This window comes from Pseudomonas fluorescens Q2-87 (genome assembly GCF_000281895.1).
Classification (GTDB): domain Bacteria; phylum Pseudomonadota; class Gammaproteobacteria; order Pseudomonadales; family Pseudomonadaceae; genus Aquipseudomonas; species Aquipseudomonas fluorescens_S.
In genome coordinates, this window is the sequence record NZ_CM001558.1 from 4,392,598 (window position 1) to 4,405,713 (window position 13,116).

The 13,116-nt window shown below is 59.1% G+C and carries 12 protein-coding genes; all 12 read right to left on the reverse strand.

The genetic code is table 11. From position 1 onward, the window contains the following. Position 1 precedes the first annotated feature (1 nt). Positions 2-1,021, reverse strand: coding sequence for a flagellar motor switch protein FliG (fliG, locus tag PFLQ2_RS08505; RefSeq protein WP_003184041.1), 1,020 nt, complete (start codon positions 1,019-1,021; stop codon positions 2-4). Then, positions 1,014-2,798, reverse strand: coding sequence for a flagellar basal-body MS-ring/collar protein FliF (gene fliF, locus PFLQ2_RS08500; RefSeq protein ID WP_003184043.1), 1,785 nt, complete (start codon positions 2,796-2,798; stop codon positions 1,014-1,016). Before fliF ends, fliG begins: the two co-directional genes overlap by 8 nt. Before the next feature lie 15 nt (positions 2,799-2,813). Beyond that, complete coding sequence (gene fliE, locus PFLQ2_RS08495) at positions 2,814-3,140, reverse strand: flagellar hook-basal body complex protein FliE (RefSeq protein WP_003184044.1); 327 nt, start codon at positions 3,138-3,140, stop codon at positions 2,814-2,816. A 213-nt stretch (positions 3,141-3,353) separates the two neighbouring features. Then, positions 3,354-4,745 carry a sigma-54-dependent transcriptional regulator gene (locus PFLQ2_RS08490; RefSeq protein WP_003184046.1) on the reverse strand — a complete coding sequence of 464 codons (1,392 nt, stop codon included), beginning with the start codon at positions 4,743-4,745 and terminating at the stop codon, positions 3,354-3,356. Positions 4,746-4,750: 5 nt separating this feature from the next. Next, the gene (locus PFLQ2_RS08485; RefSeq protein WP_003184047.1) at positions 4,751-5,959 is read right to left on the reverse strand and encodes a sensor histidine kinase; all 1,209 of its coding nucleotides are present in this window, start codon (positions 5,957-5,959) and stop codon (positions 4,751-4,753) included. Between the two features lie 110 nt (positions 5,960-6,069). Next, entirely contained in the window at positions 6,070-7,545 is a 1,476-nt protein-coding gene (locus tag PFLQ2_RS08480) for a sigma-54 dependent transcriptional regulator (RefSeq protein ID WP_003184049.1), read from the reverse strand. 169 nt (positions 7,546-7,714) lie between these two features. Continuing rightward, the gene (locus tag PFLQ2_RS08475; protein ID WP_003184051.1) at positions 7,715-8,011 is read right to left on the reverse strand and encodes a hypothetical protein; all 297 of its coding nucleotides are present in this window, start codon (positions 8,009-8,011) and stop codon (positions 7,715-7,717) included. Between the two features lie 24 nt (positions 8,012-8,035). After that, on the reverse strand, positions 8,036-8,440 hold the full coding sequence (gene fliS, locus PFLQ2_RS08470; RefSeq protein WP_003184053.1) for a flagellar export chaperone FliS: 405 nt from the start codon (positions 8,438-8,440) through the stop codon (positions 8,036-8,038). A 153-nt stretch (positions 8,441-8,593) separates the two neighbouring features. Further along, positions 8,594-9,982, reverse strand: a complete 1,389-nt coding sequence (gene fliD, locus PFLQ2_RS08465) for a flagellar filament capping protein FliD (RefSeq protein WP_003184056.1) — start codon at positions 9,980-9,982, stop codon at positions 8,594-8,596. An 81-nt stretch (positions 9,983-10,063) separates the two neighbouring features. Then, positions 10,064-10,414: a flagellar protein FlaG gene (locus PFLQ2_RS08460; protein WP_003184057.1), complete on the reverse strand. Its 351-nt coding sequence runs from the start codon at positions 10,412-10,414 to the stop codon at positions 10,064-10,066. 74 nt (positions 10,415-10,488) lie between these two features. Beyond that, positions 10,489-11,934 carry a flagellin gene (locus PFLQ2_RS08455; RefSeq protein ID WP_003184060.1) on the reverse strand — a complete coding sequence of 482 codons (1,446 nt, stop codon included), beginning with the start codon at positions 11,932-11,934 and terminating at the stop codon, positions 10,489-10,491. Positions 11,935-12,183: 249 nt separating this feature from the next. Beyond that, positions 12,184-13,113, reverse strand: a complete 930-nt coding sequence (locus PFLQ2_RS08450) for a ketoacyl-ACP synthase III (RefSeq protein WP_003184062.1) — start codon at positions 13,111-13,113, stop codon at positions 12,184-12,186. Between the last annotated feature and the right edge of the window lie 3 nt (positions 13,114-13,116).

Consider the following 13,116-nt stretch of genomic DNA (forward strand, 5'->3'; position numbering starts at 1 on the left):
CTTAAATCATCTCTTCGCCGCCCTTGCCACCGAGAACGATCTCTCCGGCTTCGGCCATGCGGCGGGCGATGGTGAGGATTTCCTTCTGTGCGGTTTCCACGTCGCTGACACGCACCGGGCCTTTGGCCTCGAGGTCGTCGCGCAACAGTTCGGCCGCTCGTTTGGACATGTTCTTGAAGATCTTTTCCTTGACGCCTTCGTCCGAACCTTTGAGGGCCAGGACCAGCACGTCGGAGGACACTTCGCGCAACAGTGCCTGGATACCGCGGTCGTCGACATCGGACAGGTTGTTGAACACGAACATGAGGTCTTCGATCTGACCGGACAGGTCTTCGTCGACTTCGCGGATCGAGTCCATCAACTGACCTTCGATCGAGCTGTCGAGGAAGTTCATGATGTCCGCTGCGCGCTTGATGCCACCCAGGGTGGTGCGCGAAGCATTGGAGTTGCCCGAGAATTGCTTCTCGAGAATCTGGTTCAATTCTTTCAGGGCCGCCGGCTGCACGGTATTGAGCGACGAAACCCGCAGGATGATGTCCAGGCGCACTTTATGGTCGAAGTTGCCCAGCACCTCACCAGCCTGGTCCGGGTCGAGGTAAGCCACCACGATTGCCTGGATCTGCGGGTGTTCGTAACGGATCACGTCGGCAACAGCGCGCGGCTCCATCCACTTGAGGCTGTCCAGGCCGCTGGTATTGCCGCCCAGCAGGATGCGGTCGATGAGGCCGTTGGCCTTGTCCTCGCCCAGGGCCTGGGTCAGCATCTTGCGCACATAGTCATCGGAACCGACGCCAAGGCTGGTTTGATCGCCGACGATGTCGACGAACTCGCTCATCACCTGCTCGACCTGCTCACGGTGCACATTACCCATTTGCGCCATGGCCACGCCCACACGCTGGACCTCCTTGGGCCCCATGTGGCGCAGCACCTGGGCAGCATCGGTCGAACCCAGGGACAGCAGCAGAATCGCGGCTTTGTCGACCCGGGACAATTTGGCAACAGCGGCTCGATTATCACTCATCTGCGTTAATCCACTCTTTCACGACCTGGGCCACACGACCCGGATCTTCTGCCACCAGACTCTTGATGGCGTTCAACTGAGCGTCATAGCCTTCGCTCGGGCTTGGCAGCAGAATGCTCTGCGGTCCGCCCAGGCTGACGCGATCATTGGCCAATTCGCCATCCAGGCCGCCCATGCCACCGAGCTCGACATCACCCAAGCCAGCCAACTGCTTGTTCTTGCCACCACCGGTGATGTTGTTGAGCACCGGACGCAGCACGCCAAACACCAGGATCAGGATAAACAGCACACCCAATACTTGCTTGACCACATCCCAGAACCAGGGTTGCGAATAAAACGGAATATCGGCGACCACCTCGCCGCGCTCCAGGGAGAACGGCACGTTGATCACGCTGACGCTGTCGCCACGGCTGGCGTCGAAACCAACGGCGTCCTGCACCAGGCGGGTAAAACGCGCCAATTCGTCGGCGCTCCATGGCGCACGGCTGGTTTCGCCGTTGGCCGGGTTGATCTTGACCTGATCATCCACCACCACCGCGACCGACAGGCGATTCAAGCGACCCTGTTGTTGCTTGGTGTGGCTGATGGAACGGTCGAGCTCGAAGTTCTTGGTCGATTGTTGACGCTTGTCGGCCGGGTACGGCGCCAACATCGGTTGGCCAGTGGCCGGGTCCATGATCTGCTGGCCATTGGCGTCGATCAGCGGCTGGCCTGGCTGCACCATGCCGGCGGCCGCGGTAGCCCCACCGGTGGTTTGCGGCGCGCTGGCCGGCGATGGCGGCTGGTTGCTCAGGGCACCGGGCACGCCTTGCGGGCCGTTGCTGGCGGTACGTTGCTCGTTGACCGACTGCTCGCTGCGCAACGCCGGCTGATCCGGGTTGAACTGCTCGGACGTCGATTCGACCGCACTGAAATCCACATCGGCCGAGACTTCGGCTTTATAGCGATCGTTGCCCAGGACCGGTTGCAGGATGTTGTGCACCCGCTGGGTGAGCATGCCTTCCATGCGACGGCTGTAATCGAATTGCTTGCCGGCCATGGTCAGTTCGGAATTTTCCGCCTGGTCGGACAGCAGGTTGCCTTTCTGGTCAACCACGGTAATCTGGGATTTGCTCAGCTCAGGTACGCTGGTTGCCACCAAGTTGATGATGGCAAGCACCTGGCCCGGCTCCAGGGAGCGACCCGAATACAGTTCCACCAGGACCGACGCACTTGGCTTGCGCTCATCGCGCACAAACACCGAGCTTTTCGGAATCGCCAGGTGCACGCGGGCACCCTTGACGTTGTTCAGGCTGGAAATGGTCCGCGCCAACTCACCTTCCAGGCCGCGACGATAACGAGTCGCTTCCATGAATTGGCTGGTGCCCAGGCCCTGGTCCTTGTCGAGGATCTCGAAACCGATGTTGCCATCGGTAGGCGTCACGCCGGCGCCGGCGAGCTTGAGGCGCGCGCGGGCAACGTCGTCGGCCTTGACCAACAAGGCGCCAGAATTGGGTTCGACGGTATAGGGAATATCGGCAGAAGCCAGGGTTTCCATGACTTGCTTGGCGTCCATGCCCGCCAGGCTGCCGTACAGCGGACGGTAGTCCGGCTGTTGCGACCACAGCACCACGGCAAAACCAATCGCCACGCTGGCAGCCAGGCCGACCAACAGGCCAACCTGACGCAACATGGTCATCTCGGAGAGGTTTTCCAGGAAAGACAGACCGAACAACGGCGGTTTGCCGTCGGGCGGAGTGGCCTTGGCCGGAACGTTATCAACGACTGCTTCTGCCATGACTCAATAATTTCCTTAAACCGGCATCTGCATGATGTCTTGGTAGGCTTGAACCAGCTTGTTACGTACCTGGGTCAAGGCCTGAAACGAGACACTGGCTTTCTGCGAGGAGATCATTACGTCCGTCAGGTCGACGCCACTTTTGCCAATTTCGAAAGCACTGGCCAACTGGTTCGACGCCTGCTGGGTATCGTTCACTTTATTGACGGCCTGACCGAGCATGTCGGAAAAGCTGCTGCCACCCACCTGGGGGACCGCGACCGATTTCGGCTGGGCCATGGCGTCCATTTGCATGGATCGCATGTCCAACATCAATCGATTAAATTCAATACCTTGGCTCATGGTCTATTCTCTCTGGCGGCCCGCATTTTTTTGACACTTGCTCAGCGGGTACACAGGTAGTAGCAACAAGGGTGCCAGCTCCGTGGCGACAGGAAACAAATGCATGTGGGAGCGGCTTGCTCGCGAAGGCGGTGGTTCAGTCAATGCAACGGTGACTGGCAAATCGCTTTCGCGAGCAATCCGCGCCCACAAGGAATATTCGGCGCACATCATTCAGCTGGCGAACAGATAGGCCTCGACGTCCATGCCCGCGTCGCGCATTTGCGCCAATTTATAGCGCAGCGTGCGGGGGCTGATGCCGAGACGTTCAGCCGCCTCCTTGCGACGACCGCGCTCGGCGCGCAGGGTGTCGATGATCATCTGGAATTCCCGGCGACGCAGGTCCTCGCCCAGGGCCCCGGCGGCTTCGCCCTCCTCCATCGCAGGCACAAAGGTCGACACTGGCGTCAACGCCAATGCAGGCAACGGCGCACAGGCCACCGGCCCGGCCAGGCAGAAATCATCCGGCTGAATCAAACCGCCCTGCTGCAGAATCAGCGCCCGCTGGATAGCGTTGTCCAACTCTCGTACATTGCCCGGCCATGGATAGGCGATCAGGCAAGCCTGGGCCTGCGCCGAAAACCTGGCGGCCGCATGCTTCATTTTATTGACGTGCTTGTTCAGCAGGCGCTCGGCCAGCGGCAGGATATCGGCGGTGCGCTCGCGCAACGGACGCCAGGCCAACGGGAATACCGACAGGCGATAATAAAGGTCTTCGCGAAAACGTCCTGCCGCCACTTCAGCGGCCAGGTCGCGGTTGGTGGTCGCCACCACGCGAATGTCCAGGCTGATGGGCTTGCGCGCACCGACCCGCTCCACTTCCCGCTCCTGCAGGACCCGCAGCAACTTGGCTTGCAGGCCCATCGGCATTTCGGAAATTTCGTCGAGCAGAATCGTGCCACCGTCGGCCTGTTCGAACTTGCCGGCCTGGGCGGCAATGGCGCCGGTGAACGAACCCTTTTCGTGACCGAACAGCGTCGCCTCGAGCATGTTGTCGGGAATGGCTGCACAGTTGATCGCGATAAACGGCTCACTGGCACGCCGGGACTGTTGGTGAATGTAGCGCGCCAACACTTCCTTGCCGGTGCCGGACTCGCCGGAAATCAAAACCGTGGAATCGCTGCGCGCCACTCGCGCGGCCAACTCCAATAATTGCGCGCTGGCCGGCTCGACAGCCACCGGGCCTTCGCACTCGTCAGCGAGGCTACCCAGAGCATGGCGAGCCACCAGATCCAGCAGCGCCTTGGGTTCGAACGGCTTGACCAGGTAATCCGCCGCTCCCTGGCGCATGGCGTCCACCGCCCGCTCGACAGCGCCGTGGGCAGTCATCAGCAATACCGGCAATTGAGGTTGACGGGCACGCAACAGGCCGAGCAACTGGTGACCGTCCATGCCCGGCATGTTGACGTCGCTGACCACCAGGCTGAACGCTTCCTGACCCACAGCCAACAATGCCTCTTCGGCCGAACCGACAGCGGCGTAGTCATGCCCGGCGAGCACCAGCGTGTCGGCCAGCGCTTCGCGCAGGGCCCGGTCATCCTCAACCAGCAGTACCTTGATTGCCATGACCGTCACTCCACCCCTGGCACATTGGAAAACAACGGCAAAAGCACCATCGCACAGGTGCCGCGCCCCAGCCGTGAACGCAGCTGCAATTCTCCCTGATGAGCCCGGGCCACGGCCTTGACCACGGTCAGGCCCAGGCCGGTTCCGGTGGTCTTGGTGGTAAAGAATGGCTCGCCCAGGCGCTCCAGCACGACCGGCTCGATACCGCTGCCGCTGTCGCTGACACACAGGCGCAGGGTATTGCCGCGCGTGTATAAGTGCACCTTGAGGCGAACATCAGCGGCGCTGGCCTGGATCGCGTTTTCAATGAGATTCAATACCGCGCCCACCAAGGTGTCGCGGTTACACAAGACTTCACCGGCATGGCTGTCGCATTGCCAGCGGATCGGTAGATCCTGCACATGAGTCAACGCTGCGGCCTGTAGCGATTGCAGTAAGGCCTTGGGCGTGACGCGGTCCGTCAACGGCAGCTCACCACGGGCGAAAACCAGCATGTCGCGCACCTGGTGCTCCAGCTCGTGCAGGCGCTCTTTCAAGCGTCCGGCAAACCGTTGCTGGGTTTCCATGGGCAATTGCTGTTCGGTCAGATGACTGGCGTAGAGCAGCGCGGCGGAAAGCGGTGTACGAATCTGGTGAGCCAGCGACGCGACCATTCGCCCCAACGAAGACAGGCGTTCGTGGCGGGCCAATTGGTCTTGCAGGTGACGGGTTTCAGTCAAATCATTGAGCAGCACCAACTGACCAGGCTCGGCATCCAGCGAACGCGTCGAGATCGACAAGCGTCGGCCATCCTTCAGGGACACTTCGTGACCATCGTCTTCACGAGGAGCGAAACAGCGCGCAATGACATGTCGCCACAGCTCCCCCTCCAGCGGCAGGCCGAGCAGCTCGCACGCCGCCGGGTTGGCTTCACGCACGCGGCCGTGGGCGTCGATGACGATAACGCCACCGGGCAACAGATCGAGGAGATTTTGCAGACGATTGGCCAGACGTTCCTTTTCCGCCAGTTCCTGCATGCGCTGGGCACTGACCACCGCCAGCTCACCCTTGAGCTCGGTGACCCGGGCTTCCAGCAGGCTGTAGGAATCGGTCAACTGGCTGGACATCTGATTGAACAGCGAAAACGCTTGCTCAAGCCCAAGCCGGCTTGCCTGCTCGGCGGACGGCATGTGCCCCGGCTCGGGGACAGGAGACATCTGGGCGACTTGGGTCATCGGGCTCTCTCGCGTGGCTGACCGTCAGTTAAACGGAACGTTGCGAGAGCTATAGCAATAGCCGTGCCGAAAAAAAACCGCCTGAAAATCAGGCGGTTGTAAAACAGGCGTCAATCATCCGCCTGTTCATCTCCTTCGCGACGGCTCATGCCGTACTTGCGCATCTTCTCCACCAGGGTGGTACGACGGATGCGCAGGCGTTCCGCTGCACGGGCGACGATACCGTTGGCATCGTCCAGCGCCTGCTGGATCAGCCCTTGCTCCAGGCCTCCCAGGTAATCCTTGAGGTCCAGCCCCTCGGGCGGCAGCAAGGCATTGGTGGTGAAATCCGGCGTGTGGCCGTTGATGGCGACGCGCTCTTCCAAGTCGCTGCGCAGGCTGTCGACCATCTGCTCGTCTTCGTCGTCGACGTAGCGGAATTTCTTCGGCAGCTCGTTCACGCCGATCACCCCGTACGGGTGCATGATCGCCATGCGCTCCACCAGGTTAGCCAACTCGCGGACGTTGCCCGGCCAGCCATGACGGCACAGGGACATAATGGCCGCCGAGTTGAAGCGGATCGAACCGCGCTTTTCATGCTCCATGCGCGAAATCAGCTCGTTCATCAACAACGGGATGTCTTCGACCCGCTCACGCAGCGGCGCCATTTCGATCGGGAATACATTGAGGCGGTAATAGAGATCTTCGCGGAAACTGCCGACCTCGATCATGCTCTCGAGGTTCTTGTGGGTCGCGGCAATGATTCGCACGTCGACGCTCTGGGTCTTGTTGCTGCCCACACGTTCGAAGGTGCGCTCCTGGAGGACCCGCAGCAGCTTGACCTGCATCGGCAGGGGCATGTCGCCGATTTCATCGAGAAACAGCGTGCCGCCGTTGGCCAGTTCGAAACGCCCGGCACGGCTGGTAATCGCGCCGGTAAACGCGCCCTTCTCATGACCGAACAGCTCGCTCTCCAGCAACTCGGCCGGAATCGCGCCACAGTTGACCGGCACGAATGGCGCTTCGCGACGCTTGGAGTGGTAATGCAGGTTGCGCGCAACCACTTCCTTGCCGGTGCCCGACTCGCCAAGGATCAACACGCTGGCGTCGGTGTCGGCGACCTGCTGCATCATCTGGCGCACGTGCTGGATCGCCCGGCTGGTGCCGACGAGGCTGCGGAACAGGTTGGGTTCGCGGTGCCTGCCGCGCTCGCGAGCCTGGTCGTACATCTCGCGATAAACCTGGGCGCGATGCAACGAATCGAGCAGCTTGCTGTAGCTCGGCGGCATTTCAAGCGTCGAAAGAACCCGCCGGCGTTGGTCCTCAGGCAAGTCAAGGGAAGAATTTTCGCCCATTAACAAAACCGGAAGGAACTCATCCCAGGTGGAGAGTGTCTTTAGCAAGCCCAAAAGTGTAGCGGGAGCATTTACGGTCCCGATAAGGACACAAATGACTTCGCGACTGGATGACAAAGAGCCGACAGCCTGCTGCCAATCATGGCTTCCGCAGGGTAAATTTTCTTCGCCAAGAAAATTAAGGATCACCGCCAGGTCGCGGCGGCGGACGCTATCGTCATCGATCAGGAGAATTTTGGTTTCACGCCACATGCAATAGCAACTTCCCTAGTCAACCCAATGCCCGAAATTAGGGGGCAAGCTAGACGCTTGCAGACTTGTCATGCCTGTAGACGCCTTAAATCTGTAAACAGCTACTAGTTAAGTCAAAAAACCGTGCACAGTCAAATTTATGGCGCATCAGGTTCGAATTAACTGAATATTAACCGAACAGATGGTAAACCTTTGCCGCGTTCTGTGCTTGATGGATCTGCGACATCTCGTCGACGATCGCCTGGCGCTCTCCTGTCGCCGCCTCCAACAATTGCCGATACACCATCAACAACTGCTCAAGATTCGTGCGCAATGCCGCCTCGTCCACCTGGGACTCGCTCAGCACGTCTTCCATGCAAGAACGACACGCTAGATCCAACTCACTGATGGCATCCCAGTTACGCTCGGCCAAGGCATCGACCAGGGCATTACGGGTTTGTTCGATTCGCAGCAGTGCTTGGCTCATTACGTCGTCCTCAGGCCCAACGGCCTATTGATTGACTGTCGCGTGATCGGCGATTGCATCCCAACCACTTTTTAGCGTCTCAAGTAAACCCGAGACTTCATCGATGATTGCCACATCGTTATTACGGTTGGCTTCCATCAGGCGCGTCATCATGTAGGCGTACAAGTTGTCGAGCTGCTGGAGGGAGGCCGGATCCTCGGTCTTTTCCGGGTTCAAGCCATCTCGCAGGCCGATGATGATGTCGACGGCCTTACCCAGCATCAACCCCTTGAGTGCAATGTCACCCCGCTCCAAGGCGCCCTTGGCCTGGGCCATGCGATCGAGGCCGCCCTCCATCAGCATTTGCACCAGGCGATGGGGATTGGCTTCAGAGATCTGAGCATGGGAATTGACCTTCTGGTACTGGCGAAGGGCTCTCATGGGGTTCATGTTTCTACCTCGTAACAGATAACAACTGAAAAAGATTGCTCTGGTCTTTATGTCGACTGAGCGACTGATAACTTTAATGCAAACCCAACGCCAATAAAAAACCCAGGGGCCGTCGGAACGGCTTGCCTGGGCTTCAATCTTCAACTGTACGAATCAGTTATCTGACGATGACGCTTTGTTGATGGCGTTGAGTGTGGCCATGACGCTGTCACCCTGTGCTCGCAGCCGGGCAACCAGGGAATCCATCGCTGTATATTTGGCGGAGAGACTCGCTTGCAGGCTGACCATGCGCTCATCAAGGTTATCCTGCTGCTTCTTCAATGCTGTCAGGCTATCGCTGAGGCTTGCCGAGCGCGCGGCAAAAACACCGGTTTTGCTTAAGGCGAAGCTATCTGTGGCGGTCTTCATTCGCGCCAGCAAGCCGTTGTCACCGGAGAAAATGCCATTGATGTCGGCCGCATTGGTCAATGCAGCGGCATCGAACAGCTTGTCATTGATCGACAGCGTGCCGGTTTTCTGGTCAGTCTGGACGCCGAACTGGGAGAGCGCCTTCAGCTGGCCGGTGCCCGCCATTGAGTTCAGCTCGGTACGCACCGCCGACAGCAACGCCCGCAAGGAAGCATCGCCAGTCAGTGCGCCAGATGTCACCTTACCATCGGCCGCAGTCGTGACCTGCGTCTCGGCATTAGCGGCCTTGATCAACGCGTTGTAGCTATCAACGAACCCCTTGACCGACGACTTCAGATTCGCACCGCTGGCCGCCACCGTGATGTTGGTTGGCGTTGCGGTCCCGCTGGCAGGCACCACGGAAGCACCGATCAGCTTGATGGTAACGCCACTGACGGCGTCAGCAATGGTATTGGTCTTGGACTCCATCGACAGCCCATCGAGCGTGTACAGGGCATTCTGTGGCGGAGCCAGCACTGTAACGCCGGTTTCCAGCCCCGAATCTCCCGTCACGGTCAGGTCCGAACCGACCCCGGTGGTCGTCGACGTCAACACCATTCGCGAACCATTGGCATCGGTCACGATGTTGGCGCTCAAGCCTTGGTTGGTGTACTGGGAGTTGATCGAATCGCGGACCTGTTGCAAGGTCGCGCCGGCAGGGACGCTAACGGTGAACGTGTTGGAGCCTTGCTTGATATTCAGCGAGGTCGGCCCAGTACCGGCATTGACCACTGAGGAAGCACCACCCGCAAAGACCTTCGTCGAGATCTTCGATGCCGTCGCCAGTTGGGTGACCGTCAAGGCGAAACTTCCGGCCGCCGCGCCATTACCTGTGGTCACGGTCGCGACTTTTTCGTCGGAGGACGAACCGCTGAGGCCACTGAAGCTCGACGCGGTTTTCATGTTGTCCAACGCGCCACGAAAAGCATCCAGCGCAGCCTGGATTTTGCCGAGCGACGACAGTGAGGTAGTCGCCTTCAACGTCTGGGTGTTGATCTGCGTCTGCTTCGGTGCCCTCTCGGCAGCTACCAGAGACGCCACGATCGCCTGGGTATCGATGTTCGAACCAGGCCCACTTATCGTTGCACCCGCCATCATCTTTCTCCTTATCCAGTGGCTGCCGCTTTTTTGACTGAGGGCGCCCTAAACAGTCGTAACAACAAAATTCATGCCAGTTCAGGCCTTGTCATCAAACAACAAGTGACTGGCGTCCGATAGGCTTTGCGCCAGTTTCAGCGCGGTTTCCGATGGGATCTGGCGAATCACATCGCCGGTTTCGGTGGCGATCACCTTGACCACGACCCGGCCGGAAGAATCATCAATGGAGAAATCCAGCTTGCGCTGGGCAGCCTGGACGAACTCCTGAATATCGGTCACGGCCTTTTCCAGATCCTCGCGCTTGGGCTTGGCATCTGATGGCGCAACGGCCTCAACCTTCGGCTGGTCCGGTTTGCCGACAACAATCGGCGCTGCACTCTGGGGGGCAACGGGCGGATAAGACAGGTTCAACTTTACGCTCATGTCCATGCTAAATCTCCTCATCACGGAAAAGACGAAAGGGCACGTAAACGCGCCCTTCCGTCAGTCACCAAGCGCTGGGATTACTGAAGCAGCTTCAGTACAGCGGATGGCAGCTGGTTAGCCTGAGACAGGATCGCAGTGGAAGCCTGTTGCAGGGTTTGTTGCTTGGTCAGCTGAGCAGTTTCCGACGCGAAGTCGACGTCCTGGACCACACCACGAGCAGCGGTGGAGTTGTCCGAGATGCTGCGCAGGTTAGCTACGGTGCTGTCGAAACGGTTTTGTACAGCACCGAGGTCAGCACGCTGGGAGTCGATGTTGGCAATGGCCTGGGTGATCACATCTACAGCGTTCTGCGCGTTGGCAGCAGTGGTCACGTCGGTGTTGCTGACTACGGTTTTGGTCGAGCTGACGGTAGTACCGGCGGCTACGAACAGACCGGTAGCACCAGCGCCGTTCATCGAGTAGCTGTTGGTGGAGTTCAGGGAAACAGCACCAGTCACTTGCAGAGCACCAGCGGTAGCGGCAACAGCTGCGCCGTAGTTACCAGAGCCGTCTTTGGCAGCAACAGTGATACCAGCAGCGGCACTGAGGTCAGCCGAGTTGAAGGTGATGTTCTCACCGGTGTCGGACTTGATTTCCAGGTTGTTGGTGGTGGCGTTGAAGTTAACGCTGATGCCCAGTTTAGCGGCGTTGGACTTCAGTTGGTCAGCCAGGCCGGCGGTGTCGGTTACGCCGACGAGGTTGACCGCAGTACCCGAACCTACCTGGATGCTGAAGTTTGCAGTGCCTGGAACAGCGCCAGTGATGGCTGCGGTGTTCACGCCGAACTTGACTTCGGTGCTGGCGGTAGCCGCCAGGCCGCCGATAGCGCCGTTCAGTTGCGCAGCGGTAGCCTTGGCCGACTGACCGGCAGCTACGTTGATGTTAGCGGTCTGGCCACCACCAGTGATGGCGATCGCACCAGCGGCAACACCGGTAGCGCTTGGCGCGATGGCAACGCTTTTCAACTGCTGGGAGCCGATGTTGTTGGCCGACACGTCGCCCAGGCTCATGTTGATGGTTTCGTTAGCGTTGGCGCCCACTTGGAAAGCGGTGGTACCGAACGAACCGTCGAGGATCTTGCGACCACCGAAGGTAGTGGTGGTAGCGATACGGCTCAGCTCAGCGGTCAGAGCGGCGTATTCGGAGTTGTTCGACTTACGGTCATCGGCGCTTGGCGAGCCGTTCGCGGAAGCCAGAGCCAGGGTACGCATTTTCTGCAGGATGTTGGTGGATTCTTGCATCGCACCTTCAGCAGTCTGTGCGATGGAGATACCGTCACCGGCGTTCTTGATCGCAGTGCCCAGGCCGTTGATCTGGCTGGTCAGACGGTTGGAGATCTGCAGGCCAGCTGCGTCGTCTTTTGCGCTGTTGATACGCAGACCGGAAGACAGGCGTTGCATCGAAGTTTGCTGAGCGGCGGAAGCCTTGTTCAGGTTGTTCTGAACGGTCAACGATGCAATGTTGGTGTTTACTGTTAAAGCCATGACGAAATCCTCGTTGGATGGATACTGCGGCTTCCGGCCCTGACATCCGTCGGGTGTGGCCTAGAGAACCTACATACTAGTTATCGTCGTGAAGGTGCTTTGCTTGAGGGAATTTTTGGATATTTTTAGTGGCAGCGTGCCAGCCCTTTATTTTCAAGGCTTTAGCGTTATTTATTGGCGCCAGAAAAACGCAAAACGCCCGGAAACTTTCGTTCCCGGGCGTTTTTCATTGCAGCGGAGGAGGTCGGATCAGCCGCGATAGAGAATCGCCGAGCCCCACGACAGCCCTACACCGAAGCCGCTGATGGCCACGCGGGTCCATTTGGAATCGAACATGTGATTCTGCAGCAACAGCGGAATGCTCGATGACACCGTGTTGCCGGTCTCGAGCATGTCCTTGACGAACTGGGCCGAACCACTCTCATCGAAACGACGCGCCACGGCGTCAACGATGGCTGCGCTGCCCTGGTGGATACAGAAGGCATCGATATCGCCGGCCTGCAAGTTGGATTCGTCCAGCAATTCATGCAAATGCGCCGGGACTTTGATCAAGGCGAAGTTGAAAACCTGGCGGCCGTTCATGAAGAACACACCATCGCTGACCTTGAGATGCGGAGCGCCGGAACCATCGGTACCGAACTTCGACTTGCCCAGTTGCCAGACAGCGCTTTCACCCATCCAGGTCGCGGTGGCGGCATCGCCGAACAGCATGGTGGTGTTACGGTCTTCCGGATCGACGATCTTGGAATACGGGTCGGCGGTCACCAGCAGGCCATTCTTCAGCCCTGTCGCCTCCATGAAGCCCTTGAGCGCATAGATGCCATAGACGTACCCGGAACAACCCAGGGAAATGTCAAAGGCGGCGACATGAGTTGGCAGGCCCAGCTTGTCCTGAACGATTGCGGCCGTGTGCGGCAAGCCTTCCTCATCACCGTTTTGGGTGACCACGATCAGGCAATCGATGGACTCACGCTTGAGTTCAGGGCTGGCGGCAAACAGTGCGTTGACTGCTTCGACACACAGATCGGAAGTTTCCTGCTCAGCGCCCTTGCGCGGCAGAAATGCCGAGCCAATCTTGCCAAGGATGAAGGTTTCGTCCTTGTCGAACTTTGCACCTTGGGCGTAGTTATCAACCCCGGCCGCCGGCACGTAACTCGCTATATTTTTTATGCCAATCATTAT

What these genes read in the sequence shown, in the direction of transcription:
- fliG (WP_003184041.1), bottom strand. Translation starts at nt 1,021, where the DNA reads ATGAGTGATAATCGAGCCGCTGTTGCCAAATTGTCCCGGGTCGACAAA.
- fliF (WP_003184043.1), bottom strand. Translation starts at nt 2,798, where the DNA reads ATGGCAGAAGCAGTCGTTGATAACGTTCCGGCCAAGGCCACTCCGCCC.
- fliE (WP_003184044.1), bottom strand. Translation starts at nt 3,140, where the DNA reads ATGAGCCAAGGTATTGAATTTAATCGATTGATGTTGGACATGCGATCC.
- PFLQ2_RS08490 (WP_003184046.1), bottom strand. Translation starts at nt 4,745, where the DNA reads ATGGCAATCAAGGTACTGCTGGTTGAGGATGACCGGGCCCTGCGCGAA.
- PFLQ2_RS08485 (WP_003184047.1), bottom strand. Translation starts at nt 5,959, where the DNA reads ATGACCCAAGTCGCCCAGATGTCTCCTGTCCCCGAGCCGGGGCACATG.
- PFLQ2_RS08480 (WP_003184049.1), bottom strand. Translation starts at nt 7,545, where the DNA reads ATGTGGCGTGAAACCAAAATTCTCCTGATCGATGACGATAGCGTCCGC.
- PFLQ2_RS08475 (WP_003184051.1), bottom strand. Translation starts at nt 8,011, where the DNA reads ATGAGCCAAGCACTGCTGCGAATCGAACAAACCCGTAATGCCCTGGTC.
- fliS (WP_003184053.1), bottom strand. Translation starts at nt 8,440, where the DNA reads ATGAACCCCATGAGAGCCCTTCGCCAGTACCAGAAGGTCAATTCCCAT.
- fliD (WP_003184056.1), bottom strand. Translation starts at nt 9,982, where the DNA reads ATGGCGGGTGCAACGATAAGTGGGCCTGGTTCGAACATCGATACCCAG.
- PFLQ2_RS08460 (WP_003184057.1), bottom strand. Translation starts at nt 10,414, where the DNA reads ATGGACATGAGCGTAAAGTTGAACCTGTCTTATCCGCCCGTTGCCCCC.
- PFLQ2_RS08455 (WP_003184060.1), bottom strand. Translation starts at nt 11,934, where the DNA reads ATGGCTTTAACAGTAAACACCAACATTGCATCGTTGACCGTTCAGAAC.
- PFLQ2_RS08450 (WP_003184062.1), bottom strand. Translation starts at nt 13,113, where the DNA reads ATGATTGGCATAAAAAATATAGCGAGTTACGTGCCGGCGGCCGGGGTT.